This is a genomic window from Alteromonas confluentis (assembly GCF_001757105.1).
Taxonomy (GTDB): Bacteria; Pseudomonadota; Gammaproteobacteria; order Enterobacterales; family Alteromonadaceae; genus Alteromonas; species Alteromonas confluentis.
Genome location: NZ_MDHN01000007.1, coordinates 24340 through 44817 on the forward strand (window position 1 = coordinate 24340; position 20478 = coordinate 44817).

The 20478-nt window shown below is 44.6% G+C and carries 18 protein-coding genes; 6 read left to right on the plus strand and 12 right to left on the minus strand.

Features of this window, described 5'->3' with window-relative positions; all coding sequences use genetic code 11:
* Positions 1-65 precede the first annotated feature (65 nt).
* Positions 66-1049 (minus strand): alpha/beta fold hydrolase, encoded by a 984-nt coding sequence (locus tag BFC18_RS03045; RefSeq protein ID WP_070123723.1) that lies wholly within the window; start codon positions 1047-1049, stop codon positions 66-68.
* Positions 1050-1213: 164 nt separating this feature from the next.
* Here BFC18_RS03045 and BFC18_RS03050 point away from each other — a divergent pair, with 164 nt between their 5' ends.
* The gene (locus BFC18_RS03050; protein WP_070123724.1) at positions 1214-2842 is read left to right on the plus strand and encodes an FMN-binding glutamate synthase family protein; all 1629 of its coding nucleotides are present in this window, start codon (positions 1214-1216) and stop codon (positions 2840-2842) included.
* A gap of 69 nt (positions 2843-2911) precedes the next feature.
* The gene (locus BFC18_RS03055) at positions 2912-3334 is read left to right on the plus strand and encodes a universal stress protein (protein ID WP_070123725.1); all 423 of its coding nucleotides are present in this window, start codon (positions 2912-2914) and stop codon (positions 3332-3334) included.
* Between the two features lie 32 nt (positions 3335-3366).
* Here the strand turns inward: BFC18_RS03055 and BFC18_RS03060 are convergent, their stop codons facing one another.
* The 6 genes from BFC18_RS03060 to BFC18_RS03085 all read right to left on the minus strand — a co-directional run bounded on the left by BFC18_RS03060 (position 3367) and on the right by BFC18_RS03085 (position 8805).
* On the minus strand, positions 3367-3723 hold the full coding sequence (locus BFC18_RS03060; RefSeq protein ID WP_070123726.1) for a hypothetical protein: 357 nt from the start codon (positions 3721-3723) through the stop codon (positions 3367-3369).
* Between the two features lie 155 nt (positions 3724-3878).
* The gene (locus BFC18_RS03065) at positions 3879-5132 is read right to left on the minus strand and encodes a DUF945 family protein (protein WP_070123727.1); all 1254 of its coding nucleotides are present in this window, start codon (positions 5130-5132) and stop codon (positions 3879-3881) included.
* Between the two features lie 91 nt (positions 5133-5223).
* Positions 5224-5577 carry a hypothetical protein gene (locus BFC18_RS03070; RefSeq protein ID WP_070123728.1) on the minus strand — a complete coding sequence of 118 codons (354 nt, stop codon included), beginning with the start codon at positions 5575-5577 and terminating at the stop codon, positions 5224-5226.
* Positions 5578-5663: 86 nt separating this feature from the next.
* Positions 5664-6287, minus strand: a complete 624-nt coding sequence (locus BFC18_RS03075; protein ID WP_070123729.1) for a flavin reductase family protein — start codon at positions 6285-6287, stop codon at positions 5664-5666.
* 74 nt (positions 6288-6361) lie between these two features.
* Positions 6362-7426, minus strand: coding sequence for a tyrosine-type recombinase/integrase (locus tag BFC18_RS03080; protein ID WP_070123730.1), 1065 nt, complete (start codon positions 7424-7426; stop codon positions 6362-6364).
* Positions 7427-7674: 248 nt separating this feature from the next.
* Entirely contained in the window at positions 7675-8805 is a 1131-nt protein-coding gene (locus BFC18_RS03085) for a ThuA domain-containing protein (RefSeq protein WP_083272890.1), read from the minus strand.
* A gap of 372 nt (positions 8806-9177) precedes the next feature.
* Here BFC18_RS03085 and BFC18_RS03090 point away from each other — a divergent pair, with 372 nt between their 5' ends.
* Together BFC18_RS03090 and BFC18_RS03095 are read left to right on the plus strand one after the other, a co-directional pair.
* Positions 9178-10170: an alpha/beta hydrolase gene (locus BFC18_RS03090; protein ID WP_070123731.1), complete on the plus strand. Its 993-nt coding sequence runs from the start codon at positions 9178-9180 to the stop codon at positions 10168-10170.
* A 1300-nt stretch (positions 10171-11470) separates the two neighbouring features.
* On the plus strand, positions 11471-12664 hold the full coding sequence (locus BFC18_RS03095; RefSeq protein ID WP_070123732.1) for an MFS transporter: 1194 nt from the start codon (positions 11471-11473) through the stop codon (positions 12662-12664).
* A gap of 133 nt (positions 12665-12797) precedes the next feature.
* Here BFC18_RS03095 and BFC18_RS03100 read toward each other — a convergent pair whose 3' ends face one another.
* The 4 genes from BFC18_RS03100 to BFC18_RS03115 all read right to left on the minus strand — a co-directional run bounded on the left by BFC18_RS03100 (position 12798) and on the right by BFC18_RS03115 (position 17118).
* Complete coding sequence (locus tag BFC18_RS03100; protein ID WP_139138935.1) at positions 12798-13850, minus strand: alpha/beta hydrolase; 1053 nt, start codon at positions 13848-13850, stop codon at positions 12798-12800.
* A 127-nt stretch (positions 13851-13977) separates the two neighbouring features.
* On the minus strand, positions 13978-15573 hold the full coding sequence (locus tag BFC18_RS03105) for a carboxylesterase/lipase family protein (RefSeq protein ID WP_070123733.1): 1596 nt from the start codon (positions 15571-15573) through the stop codon (positions 13978-13980).
* A gap of 74 nt (positions 15574-15647) precedes the next feature.
* Complete coding sequence (locus tag BFC18_RS03110) at positions 15648-16757, minus strand: carboxymuconolactone decarboxylase family protein (protein ID WP_070123734.1); 1110 nt, start codon at positions 16755-16757, stop codon at positions 15648-15650.
* 28 nt (positions 16758-16785) lie between these two features.
* On the minus strand, positions 16786-17118 hold the full coding sequence (locus BFC18_RS03115) for an alpha/beta hydrolase family protein (protein ID WP_070123735.1): 333 nt from the start codon (positions 17116-17118) through the stop codon (positions 16786-16788).
* Between the two features lie 310 nt (positions 17119-17428).
* Between BFC18_RS03115 and BFC18_RS03120 the strand changes: the two genes are divergently transcribed.
* Positions 17429-18118 (plus strand): heavy metal response regulator transcription factor, encoded by a 690-nt coding sequence (locus tag BFC18_RS03120; protein ID WP_070123748.1) that lies wholly within the window; start codon positions 17429-17431, stop codon positions 18116-18118.
* Positions 18111-19496 carry a heavy metal sensor histidine kinase gene (locus BFC18_RS03125; protein WP_070123736.1) on the plus strand — a complete coding sequence of 462 codons (1386 nt, stop codon included), beginning with the start codon at positions 18111-18113 and terminating at the stop codon, positions 19494-19496. Before BFC18_RS03120 ends, BFC18_RS03125 begins: the two co-directional genes overlap by 8 nt.
* A 12-nt stretch (positions 19497-19508) precedes the next feature.
* On the opposite strand, the gene BFC18_RS03130 is transcribed toward BFC18_RS03125, so the two are convergent.
* Positions 19509-20477, minus strand: coding sequence for an aldo/keto reductase (locus BFC18_RS03130; protein ID WP_070123737.1), 969 nt, complete (start codon positions 20475-20477; stop codon positions 19509-19511).
* Between the last annotated feature and the right edge of the window lies 1 nt (position 20478).

Consider the following 20478-nt stretch of genomic DNA (forward strand, 5'->3'; position numbering starts at 1 on the left):
TAGCTTACCAATAGCATGCGGTACACAACGCAGTTTGTAAATTAAAGACCGGCTGAACCTTTGATTTAACCCGTATTTTTTCGATTTTCTACCGTTTCTTGTGCAACTGGCTTGCTGACACAGTGGTGCTGATAAAAATGCATGAAGCTGTAATACACGCGTTTGGGCGACTCAACCATGGGCAGATGCCCGAGCTCGGGGTAGATTTGGCTACTCTTTAGTGTTTTGAGGCTTCGCTGCCAGTTGTCGAGTGCAGATACATCGATAACGGCATCTTTTGCGCCCCAAACCACCAGTGTCGGGCAACATATACTTTCTAATTGCACCATCGACAGCCAACCACTTTGCAGATAATCATGGAAAATATGTCGGTAGTGTTCATTCTTATCAATATGCTGCTGGCATAAGGCATCTCTTACCATAAAGGGAATCACCGGTGGGCGTGCCATGGTCAGATTAAGCAGTTTTCGGTACGTACGTGAACCTGTAATTAGAAAAGGATTAATATCCCGTGCAAGCAAGCGCTCAAATTCACTCTGTTTCGACGCTGGCAAACCGGCTGGATTAATTAACGTACAGCTTTTAATCGTTTCTGGATAGGTACTCGCGAGATAAGCCGCGATATGTCCGCCCATGCTGCTTCCGATGACATGAGCCCGCGTTGTTCCAATCTGCCAGATAAGCGCGTTTATAATTTGTGCCTGAGATTGTACGTCGTAGCGAAAGCTCGGCGAGTAGCGCGATTCTCCGTGCCCTAATAAATCGGGCACCACAACACGAAAATCGCTATTTAACGATTTTAACAGCGGATACCAAACCGATTTGTCGGCACTCATACCGTGGATCAGAATGAGTAGAGGTTTCTCGCGATTGTAGTTGTCTTCACAGCTCAACGGGACCCCATTGATATGATAGGTCAGCTTAGTAAAGCCATGACGACGGCAAAGCCAGAATTCGCGCAAAGACAATACCACACGACCGATATCTGGGTAAGTGCGCCACACCGTTATGATTAACAATGCAAAAAGAAAAAGCAGGAGTAGAAACATATTATTCCCTGCTGCAACCGTTACCGGACAGCAAATTCAGGTGATGAATTTTAAACGTCTCATATTCTGACCGGATCATCGTTAGAATAATTCCGCTACTAAGATGATCTTTGTTATGGTCGCGCACATAGTGTTACCCATATCTACAAGGACTGGTATTTTCCATGCAAAAACCCATCATAACGGGCTTAGTCATCATCGTTTTCATTAATTTGCTCATCGGGCTCGTGTGGCACGACATGCTCTGGTTGCTGCCCGTCAGCGGCCTTTGTTTAGCAATCGGGTTATACGATGCCAAGCAAACACATCACTCTATTCTTATTAATTACCCATTTATAGGAAGAGGGCGTTGGATTGTCGAAGGTTTGCGGCCGTTCTTACAACAGTACTTACTTGAATCAGAAACCGATGGCCGGCCTATTAGCCGAATGCACCGTTCTATCGTCTATCAGCGGGCAAAAGACGATATCGACAGTTCACCTTATGGCACGCAGTTAGATACCTACGAAAATGGATACGAGTGGATTGGTCATTCACTTTCTGCAATGGGCATCAAGGAAATGAACCGTAATCCTCGCGTCGTCATTGGCTCGAAAGAATGCAAGCAACCCTATAGCGCCAGCCTACTTAATATTTCTGCCATGAGCTTTGGTGCCCTGAGTGCCAATGCAGTAGAAGCATTGAACAAAGGGGCGGCAAAAGGTGACTTCTACCACAACACCGGCGAGGGGGGTCTTACACCGTATCATTTAAATAATGGCGGTGACGTTGTGTGGCAAATCGGAACGGGCTACTTTGGTTGCCGTAACAGTGACGGCTCATTCAGCGCCGAAAAATTTGCCAAAAAAGCCTCGCATCCAAATGTGAAAATGATTGAAATAAAACTCAGTCAGGGCGCTAAACCCGGGCATGGCGGTATTCTCCCTGCCCACAAAAACACCCCGGAAATTGCCGCTGTGCGGGGTGTAGAGCCTGGCACACAAGTCGATTCGCCGCCTCGTCATTCGGCGTTTTCAACGCCAATTGAAATGATGGAATACATCAATGAGCTGCGTAAACTCTCTAACGGTAAACCTATCGGCTTCAAACTGTCGTTAGGTCGTAAAAGTGAATTTGTGGCGATTTGTAAAGCGATGATAAAAACGGGCATCAAGCCAGATTTCATTACCGTTGATGGTGGAGAAGGGGGCACAGGCGCCGCACCATTGGAATATGCAAATTCAATCGGATTTCCACTGCGTGAAGCGTTGGCATTCATTGATGATTGCCTTATCGGTTTTGATTTACGTGAAGATATTCGTCTGATTGCGTCAGGAAAAGTCATTACCGCGTTTGATATTGTCAAAAATCTGAGCCTGGGCGCTGACTTGTGTAATAGTGCCAGGGGCATGATGTTAGCGCTCGGATGTGTGCAATCATTGTCGTGTCATACCAATCGCTGCCCAACCGGCGTGGCCACGCAAGATCCATCTTTGGCAAAAGGCTTAGTTGTTGAAGATAAGTACCAACGTGTGGCCCGTTTTCATCGAAAAACTATTAAGGCCTTCATGGACATTTTGTCTTCAACAGGTCACGGTTCACCATCATCATTAAATCGTACCCATATATTCCGTCGGGTGAGCCAACTCGAAGTAAAACGCTACGACGATATTTTTCCGTTAGTGAAACGTGGCAGCTTTCTCACTGACAACATTGCTGACGCGTTTAAATTACATGTGAAAGAAGGCAGTGCCCGCAGCTTTATGCCAACGAGTCACCTTGCAAAGATAGAAGAAGACACAAAAGCGGTTTAAGCTTGATTCTCGTCAACCCGACAGCGCGCTTTTCAACTATAGTGATATAAAACCAAGTAGGAGTTTGACATGGCCGCTTATGAATCCATTCTTGTCGCAATTGATATTTATTCTGACTATGAAGCTGTGGTCCATCGGGCAATGCAGCTGGCGGGAAATAATGTAAAATTAAATCTGCTCTATGTGGTGTATCCGCAGACAAGCATTGAGCCCTACGGTTTATTTCTTGAAAGTGATTTCTCAGACGAGATTTGCCAGCAGGCAAAAGACAAGCTTGAAGGTATTGCGCATCGTCATAACATTCCTATTTCGCACACTCACGTCGTGGTTGGTGGAGCGGCCGATGAAATACACGAGGCAGCAAAAAAACTGGGCAGTGACTTAATTGTTATTGGTACCCATGGTCGCAGTGGTATGCGCTTATTGTTGGGGTCTACCGCCAATGCCGTTTTACATGGGGTTCAGGTTGATGTGCTGGCAGTGAAGGTGTAGACCCGCACTGCCAGTAAACGCAAATAAGCCTGTTAAAAAGACGCTGCTTTTTTCCCATCAGACAACTGAGCATTAACCAGTTCGGTAACAGTACTTTCCACCAGTTTCAAATGTGAATGGTGTACTTTTGCTTCTTGCATATTTTGCATCGACACCGTTTGCAGTAAAACGTCGTCACCTTCGGTAGACGCTTTTACCATCACTTCTTCCTCTGAGTCATTCACTGGAACAAGAATGTACAGCGGTTCGTTATGCGCTTCGATATAAGCAAATGCTTCATCGGTAGATTTAAAAGGTGTTTTTTTCTCAGGCTGCAGTTGCCATTTTGTTGACTGATCGATAACTTCCGCGAGCAGTTTTGCATGTTTAGCATCGATTGTTGAACTCATAAATTTGCTCCTCATTGTTTATGAGGTTCTTTACGACAACAATGATGAATTGGTTTGCTGCCAATGAGCCTGCAGGGTTATGCGTAACTTGGGTGGGCAGTTAACTCATTGAAATTAGGGAGATGCTAATAGATAGCAATCTCCCAAATGAAGTGTTAGAACTGGCCGATAACAGTGCCATTGACAGTAATTGCACCACCTTCGAGAAGGATATCGGTGACAAAATCACCGTTTTCATCTTGGGTTAGCATACCGGTTTGTACACTTTGTTGGAGAACCGGTAATAGTGCTGGCGCCGCAGTTTCGAGATCGCCGCTGAACATGGCATGCACCTTGCCGTGAGCTTTACCCGCGACAGCCATATTTTCATAGTCCTGGAACGTAAACGGCTCAAAGCTTAATTCGCCAGTCGCATTAATGGGCGCTTCGTTTAGCGTCAGCGATAAAGTGTTTAGCGTCAGGCCAGGTTCGCTCTTTCCAAGCTGATCAATAAGCTGTTTCTGAATGGCTGCATCCGTTAAATTCGCTTGTTCAAACTCTTGTATTAAATCCAACGCTTCGGCAGAAATGCCATACATCCTAATGTCAAAATTGATGTCATCCGCTTGCGACGCTAAACCCGGTTGATTAACTGAAAGACTTTGCGCACGCACGATGTAATTGAGGTCGTATTTACCTTCTTCATATTCAGTGGTGATGCTGCTTACTAACACATCCTCGAGTGATATTTCGCTACCATCCCCGGAATTTGCAGTGAAGCCCTCAAAGGTAAGGGTATTCGTACCAATCCAGGAGTTTTGCTGAATGTCGGTAAGATCTGCCGTCATCACCACATCGGATAAGCGCAGGTTTGCGCTATCAGCATTCATGCTGACTGTATCCAGCGTAAAGTCGACGCCAACCGCAGAGAAAGCAAAGTCAGTGTCTAATGTAAGATTAAGCTTGCCTAAGGTTAGGGCACTTTCTGAACTCGATGTATACGATTCACCTTTAAGCCAGCCAGTAATATTCTGGGTTAAGGGGCTAGCATTCCAGCCTGCTTCATAATTGTAGTCCAGGAATTGTTGTTTCAATGCTTCAAGCTCAGCGGAAGCCTTATAGCTAAAAGTATCGTTACAAGAAAGATAAAATGGGAATATTGTGCAGCTGTTTTGCACCGTTAATTGCATTTTCGCATCACTGCTTAACCCTGTTTCGGTGGGGTCGAATGCAAAGACGAACTCGTCTTCAACGGTGAAAAAACCATCATTTAAAATGGTGCGCGAGATCGTTGTACCCGGTGCAACGTCGGCCAACAGTCGCTGTGACTGCTCGTTAATAAACGTTTCGTAACCACTTTTGGTCATTGAGATACCGGCAAGGCTTACGCCAATTACAACGCTAGCACCAAGGACAATACCTGTTTTCATTCATTCATCCTTTACACTACAAAGCGCCTAACCCTACAGGATAAAGCGTTGAATACAAGTGCAATACCCCAGAGAAGTGCGTTTTTCAGGGTTAGTAGCAAGTTTCAGTAATGGTGGTAAAGATGGTGGTTTCCATTTCACGAACTTTCTTATAGAAAGCGTTTGGATCGTCACCCCGGCGCATGCCATCGATGGTCATTGCATACCCTGAAATTTTACCATCGAGTTTTTTATTCAACATACGCGTTTCATACCCGTCTAGTGTGAAATGAAACACATCTTTATCGGTAGAGAAGTCTGCAACAAAGGGTTGTGCGGTGATCACATCAGTGAGGCACTGTGTGGTGACCGGCTTCACATAAACGCGATCTAGTCCTGCCATGTTGTTCTCTGGCTGGCAAGCAGTAAGCAGCAAAGCGACAGCAGGTATCAGGTGTTTTTTCATGTTTTTAGCTCATTGCTGGTGGGAGGCGTATTATTCGAGTTACAGGTAACTGAGTCAATGTTATCCGCGATTCTCCCTCGTAAAAGTTATCTTGGTCGCTTTAACTGGAATTTTGCTGCTTCTATAACGCGAAAATAATCAGCAGGGCCACCGGCTCGGGTTATTGAATCGGCCTTTACCGTGTCGAACAAACCTGTTTCGGTGAGATAGGCTTCATTGATATGTACAGCAACCACTTGACCAATCACAAGCCAGGCGTCGGTTTCTTTACCGTCGAGATCGGTTAAAGGAATAAGCTGCGTTAATTTACATTCCATCGAGGCGGGACTGGCTTCAACGTGAGGCACATCGATAATATCGGATTGACGTTTTTTTAGGCCTGCCAATTCAAATTCATCAATATTGCTGTCTACCGATGCACTGGTTTTATTCATAGCAGAAGCAAGTTCATAGGTCGCGAGACTCCAGCAAAATTCCCCAGTTTCCTGAATATTACGCACGCTGTCTTTGAACCCAATACTGGCAAATCCAATCAATGGCGGCGCGTTACTAAACGCATTGAAAAAACTGTATGGCGCCAGATTAGTTGTGCCTTGTTTACTCTGCGAGGCAATCCAGCCTATAGGACGCGGGGCAATAATGGCTTTAAACGGGTCGTGGGGAAGTCCGTGACCTGCAGAAACCGAGTAAGAGTGAAAACGTGCTGTCATAACACCTCAAAATTATTGGAAAAAAGAATGAATCTGAATGGGTTGCCGAGATGAATTTCCGTTACCAAACACACTTAAGTGCCTGAACGGCCCTTTCTTTTCGCAAGCTTTGCCATCCCACCTTTTCTTACCGCGGCTTGCTGGCCATAATGTCCAGGCATCTCTGGAGAACGCCAGCCTCCCGCTAGTTGCATTTCTGGTAGTGTCGCACCATCTTCGGCAAGCGAAACTGCCGCACCAACTCGGCCACTGTGTGGTGTTATATTCTCTTTTATACCCGCCAGTTTAGCAATGCGTTTCCAGATCCGATAAATGCTTGAATACTCAAGTTTCAATGACTGCTTCAGGCTTGCTGATTCATCATAAGGAAGCAGTGCATGGCCTCTGTTAGATACGCGACGAAATACAATACCTTTATTAATTCGCCTGGGATCAGCGCTGTCCCGTTCGCATTGATGGCTGGGATCGAAATTCGCTTCCGCCATATATTCATCAAGCATATCCAGCGTACTCGGCGATACATAGCGATATTGCCCTTTACCTGCCTGATCACTTTTGGAGGTGAGAACGAGTAGGGCATTACTTCGTCTATCAATATGCTCACAACATACCCTGATAACTTCATCAGCCCGTAACAGCCCGTCAAACATGAGGTTGATTAGCGCCAGGTCGCGCAATTCTAACAAAGAATCAGGTATGACGCGCTCGTTGATAAGCTCTAATAAATCCACGGTTAGTGGCACAGCTTGATGCTGACTAAACTGGTACTTTTCATTCTCGGCCAGAGCAAGGCGAATAAAGTCTTTCAAATACACCGATTGCACAATGGGGTTCGGTAATTTTGCAATACCCAGAAATTTACTCAATGCACTTAATCTGCGTTTAATCGTTCGATATGCCAGTGGTGACTGACACAGCATTTCTACATATTCCTTCACACACTGCTCATTGTTCTCGAAAGAAGAATTGAATCCAGGCAGCGCAGCTTGCTGGCAAAAAATAGCAAACTCGTTGAAATCACTGATATAGGCCCGCTGCGTATTTTTAGGAAGCCGAGAGAAAATATCATTGAAATACTGATTTACCGCATCGCGGTAGCATTCAGTAAACTGTAGTTGCTGTGCTGCGGGAAGTTTCATTTAAGCCTCTGATTGCTTGTGTAAAGTATGTGCGTTCAAACGGGGAAGGAGGGTTATGCGTAACCACATTGAGTCTAATTGCATTATACACATACGAATAAATATGTATATGTATACAGTAATCGTGAATGACTACAAGATAACGCAGACAGAGAATGGCACTGTGGTCGTATTAGTTACGGTTTAAAACTGTGAGCATAAAAAAGCCCGGACTGACCGGGCTTCATGATTAAGTTCTTTTGGTAGGCTTAGTTTTTACAGGTGTCGTTTCCTTGGCCTGCTGTCCATTTCATACCATTTTTCAGCAATTTTATATTGTATTCAGCGTTGTACACTTCTTTTCGGTGCCCAATGGCACTGTACATCGCACGACCTTCACCTATGCAGTGTGTCCAAACAAGTGGATGGTCTTCACCCATTTCCAACTCTTTACCTGGCTCATAAGTCGCTTCATCAATAGCCATAACGATGTCGTAACCTTTCGACGACACGCTGTCTGAGAATGAATACCACTCATCATTAAGTTCCCAACGAGTAGGAATGCCTTCAGCAACGCCAGAGTCATGATGAGTAACGTCTAAATAGGCATCCTGGAACCAATTATCATCACCTGGATGACCAATAAACTGGGCACCAATCAATACATCACGATACCAGTCCCAAAAATAGACTGAGTCACCAGCTGAAGCATGAATGCCGAGGAAACCACCACCATTATTCATGTAGTCTTCAAATGCTTTGCGCTGCGACAAAGTGAGGGTATCCCCACTGACATTGTTCCAGATTACCACATCGAATACAGCGAGGTTTTCAGGCGTAAACGCACTTCCTTTAGCACTAACCGACACGCCATATCCCATTTCTGTGGCAAGTTTAGTCAGGTTTTCTGTGGCAGCAGTCACAGACTCACCATGGTCGTAACCATTGATTTTCTGATAAATCAAAACCTGAACCGGCTCATCACCTAAATCGAAGTTTACTGGTTCTGCATCGAATCGGGCACAACGAGAAATTTTGTCTTCACGCGTAACAGGCAGCGCTGCAAGTTCCTTACGCATAGCTTGCGCGTTAGCGTCGTCTTTTATCTCCATGCGGGTCAGTAGTTGATCCAGAGTAATCAGTGTACTGAAAGAGGGCATGGATTCACTTAAGATCCAAGCCGGCACTTTTTCTAATACACCAGGATAGTACTTCTCAACGATGGCTCTGGCTTTTGGACGCATCACAACATCGTAAGCTGGCATCGAGCTTGAAAATGGCACATCACGTAATGAACAATCGGTTAATTCTTCTGCGGCGAAAGCACTGCTTGTACTCACCATTGTGCCTAACGCCAGGCTGCCTGCGATGATCGTATTAAGCATATTCTTATTTATCATTTTTATTCCTTACAGCGACCACATTCGGTTAAGGGGCCTTAAAGCTCGTGATAGAGCAGGGCGACGATAAAATTTACCTTAACGCGAACAAAGATATTTGTAACCAATGTGGTTAACAAAAAGTAAATTTGGTAACACTATAATGTATTTATGTCATCGATGTCATTAGTAAGTTATCAAAATCCCCATTGACTCCAAAACTCGGCCAAACGATTAAAATATGATACTGAAAGGCTACCGGGGAGCTTAAATTCTTCAGAAGAACATAGTTGCATTAGATTTTTTTAAAGAGTAATTTAAAAAAACAAGGATGTGATTGAGAATTGTAATATCACGACGTACCTTTTCATTAACTACACGAAGGAACGTCTAATGCTATTCGCAACAAACAGAACCCCCACCAAGAAATCCAGCACTATTTCGCCCATTTCCAAAGTCGACCGCAAGATCCAATTTGATAATCAAAATACTAAGCCGGCTAACGAGATGTATTTTTGCAAAAGAAAAGGTCCTGGTGACTATACCGAAATAGGCGGGCGGAATTTTTTTAAAGCACTCAAAGAACTAGAAGACAATACACAAATTCTACTTTATATACATGGATTTAATAACAATCCGGAGCCAGACGTATTTGGTAGAGCAGAGGACTTACAGAAATTAATCAATAAAGAAAGAGGTGAGAACTTTGCTTTAGTGGTTCCATTAATGTGGCCGTGCGATGATGATAGAGCAAGTCGATTTCTCGATGATTACTGGGATGATCAGAAAGCCGCAGACTTCAGTGGTGCTGCCTTTTCGAGAATGCTGGCCAAGTTTGATGCATGGCGTATTGAAGAGGCAAAATCTGAGAACCCGTGCACCCGTCGTATCAACATACTCGCGCACTCAATGGGAAATCGCGTTTTAAGAAACGCAATTAGCTATTGGGGAAGAAATGATCATTACGGAATGGTGCCACTGTTATTCCGTAATGTATTTATGCTTGCCGCTGATGTTGTAAACCATTGCTTTGAACCAGGTAGGAGCGCTGCGTTATTGCCTTCAACAACACGAAACCTGGTTGTATATTACGCTGGCGATGATCTGGCAATGCCAGCCAGTAAGGTAGCAAATGTAAAAAACCGCACGTTATCAAGACGATTGGGCATGACGGGCGTAGAAGACATCAATAAAGTACCGAAAAATATTTATGAAGTTGATTGTGCAGATTTCAACAATAGATTCGATAGTCCTAAAGGGCATTCATACTTTTTAAATAAAGGAGATTTCACTAGCCCGGCGCTTCTCCATATGCTTTCGGCAATGGACGGAGGAAGAGTAACACCAAATGAAAAACATCACGTCATAACTTTTATTGAGAGTTAGCATTTCTTAAGTCATTGATAATTGTTCAAAATGTAGATAATCACGCATGATAACTGGAATTATCATGCGTGATGGATCTGGGTTTATATCTAGTTAAGTTGCACATCACGGATACTGGTGGAAACTGTATGTAAATACAGTTTATTTGATTTCTAGCTTTTCGTATTGTGAATGTTCTGGGCACGGCAGATATCAGAATTCTCTTGATGTAGTGCCCGTGTTCTGGTGAATGCATTAGAGCGAACGTCGTTATATTACAACGGGTTTAGCATCAGCCTTTCTATCGAATTTGGCTTCGGGTTTTATATCAGGTCTTACACCAAGATTTACATCAGAAAGTCTTATCAGCCTAGCTTTGAATATTCATACACTTATTTCATTTCGAAACTGTGAAATGCATGTCTGGCGTTTCTACATATCTGACTCTAATAAATAGATGCTCTGGTTAGAAGCTAAATCTTGATTGTCTGTCTGAACGCGCATGGCAAATTGCACTCAGAATTCCGAAAATCTATCCGCGCGCTACGTGAAATCTGAGTAATTTTGCGAGGTGTCACACAGCAGATTTTACGTAGCGCACGATGCAGTTTTGACAATTTTCGGCAACCAAAGCACCAGAAGTTGTTGATCGATGAGGAACCGGACAATCGTTAGTTACTGAAAATTCCTAGTTGGCTCTAACTGCCAAGCTCAACTTGAAAGGAAATGGCAGGATTAAGTGTAGTTGAAGTTCTGGGTGTATCGAGCGGTCGCGAATTGCGGTGCGAGGTAAATGACGTTTTGGTCATTAACGGTATTAACATCATTGCAGTACCAGCTAATCTCGCTGCGTGTGGAAAGACTAGCACCGGGTCAGAGTTTCCGATCATTTGATAATGTCGTGAGCAAGTTGCTTCAGAAGAATGTTGTCGCTGGATACAAAACTCAGGTTCACAGTCACAACAATGTAGATATCAACGGATGTGAAATCTCAACCTAAGTGGAAACAGGCACTACAACTCCACAATCCACATTAATACTTAATTGCGCATAATGTATATTATGTTAAATTAAGTATTAAAATCTCATTGGTTATCAATCCCTTGCGAAATCCTTTCTACAGCCTTGTTGTTGCACTACATCGATTATTATTTTTCCAGGCTCTTCAATGAATACCATTCATAAGTGTATTTATGCTTTCCATGTTAATTCAAAAATCACCCTGTGTAAGAATATAGCACCCTCCTTATTTTATCTCAGACAACCGTGCAGAACTTTCAGCGCACTGTTTGTTACCAACTATTGCTGTAGAAAACCATTCATGACAATTCAACAAAACACTATCGTTAACGACGAGCCACAAGCTTATTGGAGTGGCGTTTTTGCCATGACCGTTTGCGTTTTTACTCTGGTTGCCTCTGAATTTATGCCCGTAAGTTTGCTTACACCTATCGCCGATGCACTTAATGTGACTAACGGCATGGCTGGTCAAGGTATTGCCATTTCAGGCGCGTTTGCAGTAGTAACAAGCCTGTTTATTTCATCGGTTGCGTCTAACGTGAATCGTAAAACGCTGCTTTTATTTCTAACGGTGCTCATGGGTCTGTCTGGTGCGGTTGTTGGTCTAGCCAATAACTATATTGTTTACATGATTGGACGTGCCATGATTGGTATTGTTGTTGGTGGTTTCTGGTCTATGTCTGCTGCCATTGCCATGCGGCTGGTACCGGAAGATCAGGTTTCGAAAGCATTGGCGATTTTTAATAGTGGAAACGCATTGGCCATTGTTATTGCTGCGCCTCTAGGTGCCTATCTGGGCGCGCTGATTGGTTGGCGTGGCGCATTCCTTAGCCTGATACCGGTTTCGATAATCACCTTCGTATGGCAGTGGCTCAGCTTGCCCTCGATGCCGCCAGTAGTTAAAGATAATGGAACAGCTGGAATTTTTGCCGTATTCGCCTTGTTAAAAAGAAAATTGGTTGTCATCGGTATGCTTGCTGTCGGCTTGTTCTTTCTTGGACAGTTTAGTCTTTACACCTATATTCGTCCGTTTTTAGAAAATGTTACTAAGGTAGATGTAGGCACGCTGTCCCTAATTCTTATGCTAATAGGCGTGACGGGTTTTATTGGCACATCATTAATTAATTTACCATTGAAGCATGCCTTCTACCCTACCCTAATTTCTATTCCTCTCATGCTTGCGGCTATCGCGGTTAGTTTAACTGTATTGGGTCATTCTATGTGGATTGTTGTATTTCTACTTGGACTGTGGGGCTTTATCGCCACTGCTGCACCTGTTGGTTGGTGGGCGTGGATACCACAAAACTTCCCTGACGATGCCGAAGCCGGTGGTGGTTTGATGGTAGCCGTCGTGCAGCTGTGCATTGGGCTTGGCTCTACACTAGGTGGCGTGTTGTATGATTTTGAGGGTTACGTCACAACCTATATTTTTAGTGCGATAGTTCTACTGATTGCGGCATCATTTACCTGGTGGACCGCGCGGCTTTCAAGATAATGTTGTGAACAGACGACCGATATTTTTCTAAAAGAGGAAACGGCGATTCCTAGCAGATTGGGGCGTTTAGTTATCGAATCAACTAGATGCCAATCATCGTCGCCGTTTCATCTTTGCTCACAACATCATTAACTTAGAGAGTATCTTTAAAGAAGGCATCCAATTTACTCACAGCATCATCGACGTATTCTGTCTTCCAATATGTGTCTATGTGGGTGGCACCTTTTAGCAAATACAGATCTTTATCTTTTGCATTCACAGCAAGATTAAAGGCGTTCTCACTCATATAAAGTGAGTCTGCTTCACTGCCTGCGATCATTAGTAATGGCTGATTGATTAAATCGATATGATCGGTTGCATCCCAGCGCATTAACTCAAGCAGGCTTGATTTGGTGTATTTACTTTGTGAGTTTGGGTGTTTGTGGGTAAAACCATAGTATTCGAGTCCTTCCCGGTAGAGCTCAAAAGGTAACTTAGCGATTTGCTCTCTCGTAAGGCTCTGTCCACCCACGTATTCGACAGTTCCGTCTTCAACTTCATGCTTTTTAGCCTCAGAGGCATCAGCTAAACGGCTTTGGATGGTGTCGATTTGAGAGTCAATGTAGCCATTGCGACGCACTCGACCAGAATTAAACATGGATAACGTTGCAACAGACTGAAAACGTATATCCGTTTGTGCCGCGGCCAGTGAATAACCACCACCGCCACAAATTCCTAGTACACCTATTTTGCCTGCATCAACACCGTTGAAAGTACTGATAAAATCGGCCATACCGTGAATATCACTTATGCGGTTCGCGGGTATATCTACATAGCGAGGTTTACCACCGGAGCCTCCTTGATATGCTGCATCAGCGGCGATGGTAATGAAACCCTGCTTCGCTAAACGCTGTGCGTAAAGCCCTGCTACCTGTTCCTTTACACCACCATTAGGGTGCGCAACTACCACGGTTGGGTAGCGCTTTTTCACGTCATAACCCGGCGGAGTATAAATATTCGCTGCGATTTTAATCCCATGTAAATCATAAGTTACCGGGTGTATGTTGACTTCGTCTGGCAAGTTTTCCGTGATGGCGCCTTTATAAACTAGCGTAAACGGGTTTTCGTCTGCAGATGCGGAAAATGCTGTCTGAGAAAAGGCTAGTGTTGAACTGAATAATAAAACAGAGAGGTATTTGATCAGCAAAATAAGGTTCCTTATCAACGTTAAAAACCTATTATTGCTGTCATGCGCCGTCGTATTAGTGACGAAAAGCTGACAGATTTGTCAGCTTTTATCCATGGGTAATATTTTTAGCTTTCTAGAGCTTTTTTTACTCTACCGTCTTTTCAACTGCGTCGAGTCGTTCAGTCGTCGGATCAGGAAGAGAGCGGGTGTGTCCGGCTTTATTCACTTTCAGAAGCATTGATGACTTACCCGTAAAACGGGACCATTCTGGCAACGTTTCGCTATTTGGATCACCAGATTTGGCAAAGTTGACCCAATAGGCATTCAGCATACTGGCTACTTTCTTATCGGCTTCGGTAATGGGTAAGTTACCGCGACGAGCATCGAGATTATTGAATACGTACGGAATTTCTGAGGCATGTGGCGCGCCATAGCGGAGACTGCCTGTGAGTGCTTCGGGTACATAGCCAAATCGATAAACGTAGACAGGTAAATCATGCTCTGCAAAGATCCTCGCAGTAAAGCGTGCCGGTTCTGCCCACACTTTGTCAGTGTTCACATAGGTTAGCACTTCATCCAGCTCTCGATCATCTACCGGGTCGTAAGCGTTTGCTGCGTCTGTTTCGAACTCACCGAAGGTAGACCAAAGCGCTTGTTTCGAAGGCGCATTAACAAACCCCGCAGGCACTTCTGCCGTGTTAGATCCGATCATCAATGGTACTTTGTTGAACATATTTTGTTTATAGGCGGTTTCAGCTGTTTGTTGAACTAATTTACCGTCTTTAATAGGGCCGGAATAAATCGGCTTACTCGTGTCAGGATCGCTTTCTGCACCACCTGCCACGATTGCCTCAAAAGGTAATGCCATGAGTTGTGCCAGGGCTTTTTCATCCGTCCCTTTTACGCCAGCAAATTCGGCAAAGTTAATACCTATTTGTTCGGCTGACTCAGGATAATGAGGATCTACGTTGTTTTCTGATAACGGACGGGCTGTTAACACTCCGTCACGGCCGCCACCCGATTGCACTATAGCCTTATGAAACAAGCCTTCGGCATCTGAGATACTCAATAGAGAATGCACAGACACGCCACCAGCGGATTCACCAAAAATGGTCACATTCTTTTGATCGCCACCGAATGATTCAATATTCGCCTTAAGCCACCTCAGCGCTTCGATTTGATCCATATAGGCATAGCTGCCTTTGCTTTCATTAGCATGCATTTTAGTTAGCGCCGGAAAAGCGAAATGCCCAAGACGTCCAAGCCTGTAATTTATGGTAACTAAAATTACGCCCCTTTCGGCAAAGCTGGTACCCACACTTTCATCAACCGAGCCCGAACCGAAAACAAAAGCACCGCCGTGGATCCATACCATTACCGGTAATTTGGCTTTCGTTTCCGCCTTATGAGGGCGCCATATATTGAGATACAGGCAATCTTCCGACATCCCCTCTTTCCAGCTTTCAGGATCGCCAAATCTCACCTGTGGGCAAATATCTGAAAAGGCATCGGCGATGCGAGCTCCACCCGATTCCCACGATTTTACTGGGACAGTTTCCCGCCATCTAAGCTCACCTACCGGAGGTTTGGCATAGGGAAGCCCTTTAAATACATCCACATCGCCTTGTTGCACTCCTACTACTGTACCTAATGGCGTTTTTACTTTTACGTTTGTTGCTGAAAAAGCACTACCCGCGCACAAAAGTGCGAGTGATAGTGCCAGTAATGACACCGCTCTCATTTTATTTTTTCCGTTTAAATTTAGTGTGTTCTAAGCGCAATGTTGCTGTGAGTGATTTTGTCAATCAGCGGAGCTTAATCAAAACCCTGCCAGCTCACTGTTGAACCTGCTTCCGGGGTAGATATTGCTACGTGGGCCATAGGCGATTCATCAGTAGCACCGTGCCAGTGCAGGGTGTCAGGTGGAATAGTCACTACACTGCCTTCTTCCATAAGCAACTTTTCTTCACCTTTTTGCTGAACATAGCCTTTGCCGGAAATGACGATCAGTGTCTGACCATTAGGGTGAGTATGCCATGCCGTTTTCGCCCCTTTTTCAAAGCTCACGATGCCACCACGATAATGAGACGATGCAGGCGCCTTAAATATAGAGCTTACAATGGCTTTGCCAGAGAATTTATCTGCAGCACCGGTAATGGTTGATTTGCCTGAATCGACAGTAACCTTGGTAGGTTGTTCACTTGCATCGATATCAGATATTGTCGTAAGAATGTTAAACGCACGGCTGGCGGCTGCTACGTCGACGTTATTCGCCAGCACCTGTGTAAATGCCAGAAGTTGCTTTGCGCTATAGCCCACGCGCATGGAAATATTCATATGGCCGGTAAGTTGAGCATCGGTACCGGTTAAAGCTGCCAGCATGCTAATGGTGACAAGTTCACGGTCTGCTGTTGAAAGTACATCCCGATAAAAGATATCGGCAAACAGGTGCTCGACCAGAAACACATCGATGGTGGGGACAAAAGCCGCATAACCGGTTGTGCGATTAGAAATATCACGTCCCACTAAGCCATTCCGAACTTCATGACCAAAGGCGTTTCTGTCGAAGTTTTCAGGAACAGGCGTCGCGCTTTTCCCAAGTTTATCGTTGATGCCGTTGCTTTTTCTGTTATCCACAACACGATTAAATGCATTAATGCCATTCAGTGCGCGCGGAAAACCAACATAGGCGTATGCGTGAATGAATATCTCTTTTATTTCATTTACCGTGAGTCCGGCATCAAGGCCATCTGCGAGCGCTGTATTTAACGCAGCGATATCGCCAGATGCAGTATGCGCTGCAATCGGAATGATCGCCTGTTGCCGTGCACTTAATGTATCTGTGTCATCAGCGAAAACGGTAGCAGACAGAAAACCGAAAATGAGTACCGGTATTCCTGCTTTTCTGATTAGATATTTGAACATTAGAAATTCTCCCAAATTAGTGACTTGTTTAACGAATATTCAGTGATTTACTGTCTAGCCACGTAGACATGCGTTCGGCGATTTCACGGTTATTCAAATCGGAGAACGTAAAAAGGGTGTTCCCATAAATGCCCACGGACGGTAGGTGAATAACCGTGGCCTCATTCACATTGATATCGATAGGGCCTATATTCGGTGTCATTTGTCGTAAATATTGATTCAGGGACGCGCGATCTGACGGGAATTGCACATCGGGAAAATATTCAGGCCATTTTCCTACACGAAAAATGTTGAACAAGTTTTGCTCATCGGTAACTGGAACATATTCGTTTGCAACATTACTTAATTTATCAGCTTTCAACCAACCTCTCCGTTTTAGTTCATCGCACGAATTTTGCCCACCAGCTCTATTTCAAAGAAGCGTCGGTGCTCAAGAAACAACAATGTAAACAGTATGTGTATTTAACTTGTCTCCATGATGTCCTCAAGCTGACATTTTTGTCAGTTTTCAGGCAGGAATAAAATCGGCTGAAATTCGAAAAATAAGCGTAATCCAATGAATTATGAGCAAAATATAAAAAATGGATTTTCAAAGCCAGTGCAATTACAGTGTTGGTTACAAAACAGCATTAGCCGCTGATAAAACTGCCTATCGCCCCTTAAAATCATTTATGAAAATACTCATTGTAGAAGATGAACAGAAAACGCTGAGATACCTCACGAAAGCCCTGGAAGAAAACGGTTTTGTTATTGATGGTGTTGATGATGGCATCGACGGCCTTCATATGGCGTTAGAACAAGATTACGAAGCCATTATTCTTGACGTGATGTTGCCGGGCATTGATGGTTATCAGGTTTTAGAGCGGTTAAGAAAGAGAAAGCAGACGCCGGTGTTAATGCTTTCAGCCAGAGGTAATGTCGAAGAACGGGTCAAAGGGCTTCAGAAAGGCGCCGATGATTATCTGCCTAAACCATTCAGCCTGGTTGAACTAATCGCCCGAATTCAGGCATTGGTAAGGCGACGCCATAACGATACCCGTGATATCAGTGAATTGAACATTGCTGATCTGAACATTAACCTGCTGTCCCGCAAAGTATTCAGAAGTCATCACCGAATTGAACTTACAGCAAAAGAATATAGCCTGCTAAGCTTGCTTGCCCGTCACGAGGGCGAGATATTATCTAAACTGATGATTGCAGAGCAGGTTTGGGATATGAATTTTGACAGTGATGCCAATGTGGTTGAAGTCGCAGTGAAACGTTTGCGAGCCAAGATAGATACCCCGTTTGCGACTAAATTACTGCATACAGTGAGAGGCATGGGTTATGTACTTGAAGAACGAGGCAATCAAGATGTTTAAGTGGTGGAAAAGCAATCATTACTCTATCTCTGCTCGTCAGGCCGTCATTTTCGCTTCCGCAGCCATATTGATTGTCTCCATGTACGCGCTCACGCTGCGATATACCCTTCACGATGCTATCCGAACTCAAATGCATCAGGAGTTGACCTTCAGAGAAAAACTGGTGTTACCGACCATTCAGAACTATGCAGATGAAGGCCGTTGGGATGCTTTAAACGATGAACTCGAGCGGATATCCGCCATCGAAGGTCACCGTGTTCAATACTGGGTAAAGCCCGCCATACAGACGTTTAGTGAAGCGCCTGAACTGCCAGACAATGTCGTTTGGGAAAATCTGCCCATAGGATATTCAAAAGTTTCTGTGAGTGAAGAAATTTGCTCACTGTATTTATTGAATACCGAACTTACCCTGTCGTCGGGCAATAGCAGGTTAGCACTTCTGGTGGCGATTGATTCAACCCCTTACATGGGAACATTTGATTCATTCAACCAGAAGATGTTCTTCCTTACTCTATTCGGTGCATGTTTAGTCGCATTACTGGGCTATGTCATATCGCGGGCAGGCATGAAACCTGTCAATGCATTGAGCATTCAGTCAGGTAAGATAGAACCCGGTGTGAATGGCCAGCGTTTGGATACCCAGGTGCTACCTCTAGAGTTACAACCACTTGGCGCAAGTTTTAACGGTGTGCTTGAGCGCCAGGAAGTGGCCTGGCAGCAACTTGAAAGCTTTAACGCGAACGTGGCTCATGAGCTTAAAACCCCGCTTACCAATCTGATTGGGCAAACACAGTTGGCTATTTCCAAAAGAAGATGTCGGGAAGAGCTGGAAGAACTGCTTTACTCAAACCTTGAAGAATTAGACAGACTAACTCGTATTGTCAATGACATGTTGTTCTTATCCCGTTCACAGTCTGGACAAACCCCACTTCTGAAAGAGCCTGTTGACCTTGCTGTCGAAGCAAACAAAATCATCGAATATTTAGAGCCGAATTTTCACGAGAAGGCATTGCGCGTAAGTTGCACAGGGAGTGGAAAGGCACAGGTTGACAGAGGCCTGTTCCACCGTGCCCTTGGCAATCTTATTGAAAATGCAATTCAATACGCCGAGCCCGACACCACCATTTTAATACACGTAGAAGTCAATGCTGGTCAGGCATCTATTTCCGTTACCAATACCGGCGAGGCCATAGAAGACACGGTGAAAGCCAACCTGTTTGACCGCTTTTTTCGTGCAGATCCCAGCCGCAACGGTAGTTCAGCAAGGCACGGATTAGGCTTATCTATCGTAAAAGCGATAGCGACTTTACACGGGGGAAATGCTTTCGTGTCTACGAGTGAACAGCAGAACACCTTCGGCTTTTTTGTAAATTGCTGATGGCAGTAGACGTCAGTATCTGTCGCCTACTACCTCTATGTCCGCCATTGCATTCTCGATTTGTGATAAATCCGGTGCAGAAAGCGTGATATCGGCAGCCGCCATATTTTCATTTAACCGGGATAGCGAACGACAGCCCGGGATTGGCACAATGTAAGGTTTCTGCGCTAATAACCAGGCAAGCGCAATTTGAGCTGGGGTCGCGTCGTGTTGTTTACCAATGTCGATTAACAGGTCCACAACTGCCTGATTTGCATCAATTGCTTGCGCGGTGAAACGGGGATTGTTGCTGCGAAGGTCGCTTGCATCATAGGTGGTATTTTTAGTAATTGTTCCGGTTAAGAACCCCCGACCTAACGGGCTGTATGGCACAATACCAATCCCCAATTCTTCGCAAGTTGGTAAAATTTCAGCCTCTATATCACGCCACCAGATGGAATACTCGCTTTGCAAGGCAGTCACGTTCTGTACATTGTGAGCCCGACGTATTGTCTCAGCATTTGCCTCTGATAAGCCAAAGTGTTTTACCTTACCTTCTTTGATTAAATCCTGCACCGCCCCGGCAACATCCTCAATGGGCACATTGGGATCAACTCTGTGCTGGTAAAAGAGATCGATGGCTTCTACATTCAATCTTTTCAGCGAGGCTTCTGCTACTTGTCTGATTTGCTCTGGCCGGCTATCAAAGCCGTGTGAAGGTAAAGGCCCAACACCTTCCTGATGTTTAAAGCCAAACTTGGTGGCAATAACCAGGTTATCTTTGTTAACGTCAGCAAAGGCTTCTCCGAGCAAAGTTTCATTAGTAAACGGACCATATACCTCAGCAGTATCAAAAAATGTCACACCTGCATCAACAGCTTGATGCAGTAACTTTATCATTTCGCTTTTATCTGCGGGTTTGTCTGCGAAGCTCATTCGCATACAACCAAGACCCATAGCGGTTACTTCCAGGCCACTTTTACCCAAAATTCGTTTTTTCAAA

What these genes read in the sequence shown, in the direction of transcription:
- BFC18_RS03090 (WP_070123731.1), top strand. Translation starts at nt 9,178, where the DNA reads ATGCTATTCGCAACAAACAGAACCCCCACCAAGAAATCCAGCACTATT.
- BFC18_RS03055 (WP_070123725.1), top strand. Translation starts at nt 2,912, where the DNA reads ATGGCCGCTTATGAATCCATTCTTGTCGCAATTGATATTTATTCTGAC.
- BFC18_RS03065 (WP_070123727.1), bottom strand. Translation starts at nt 5,132, where the DNA reads ATGAAAACAGGTATTGTCCTTGGTGCTAGCGTTGTAATTGGCGTAAGC.
- BFC18_RS03075 (WP_070123729.1), bottom strand. Translation starts at nt 6,287, where the DNA reads ATGACAGCACGTTTTCACTCTTACTCGGTTTCTGCAGGTCACGGACTT.
- BFC18_RS03045 (WP_070123723.1), bottom strand. Translation starts at nt 1,049, where the DNA reads ATGTTTCTACTCCTGCTTTTTCTTTTTGCATTGTTAATCATAACGGTG.
- BFC18_RS03095 (WP_070123732.1), top strand. Translation starts at nt 11,471, where the DNA reads ATGACAATTCAACAAAACACTATCGTTAACGACGAGCCACAAGCTTAT.
- BFC18_RS03060 (WP_070123726.1), bottom strand. Translation starts at nt 3,723, where the DNA reads ATGAGTTCAACAATCGATGCTAAACATGCAAAACTGCTCGCGGAAGTT.
- BFC18_RS03050 (WP_070123724.1), top strand. Translation starts at nt 1,214, where the DNA reads ATGCAAAAACCCATCATAACGGGCTTAGTCATCATCGTTTTCATTAAT.
- BFC18_RS03070 (WP_070123728.1), bottom strand. Translation starts at nt 5,577, where the DNA reads ATGAAAAAACACCTGATACCTGCTGTCGCTTTGCTGCTTACTGCTTGC.
- BFC18_RS03080 (WP_070123730.1), bottom strand. Translation starts at nt 7,426, where the DNA reads ATGAAACTTCCCGCAGCACAGCAACTACAGTTTACTGAATGCTACCGC.
- BFC18_RS03110 (WP_070123734.1), bottom strand. Translation starts at nt 16,757, where the DNA reads ATGTTCAAATATCTAATCAGAAAAGCAGGAATACCGGTACTCATTTTC.
- BFC18_RS03085 (WP_083272890.1), bottom strand. Translation starts at nt 8,805, where the DNA reads ATGATAAATAAGAATATGCTTAATACGATCATCGCAGGCAGCCTGGCG.
- BFC18_RS03105 (WP_070123733.1), bottom strand. Translation starts at nt 15,573, where the DNA reads ATGAGAGCGGTGTCATTACTGGCACTATCACTCGCACTTTTGTGCGCG.
- BFC18_RS03120 (WP_070123748.1), top strand. Translation starts at nt 17,429, where the DNA reads ATGAAAATACTCATTGTAGAAGATGAACAGAAAACGCTGAGATACCTC.
- BFC18_RS03125 (WP_070123736.1), top strand. Translation starts at nt 18,111, where the DNA reads ATGTTTAAGTGGTGGAAAAGCAATCATTACTCTATCTCTGCTCGTCAG.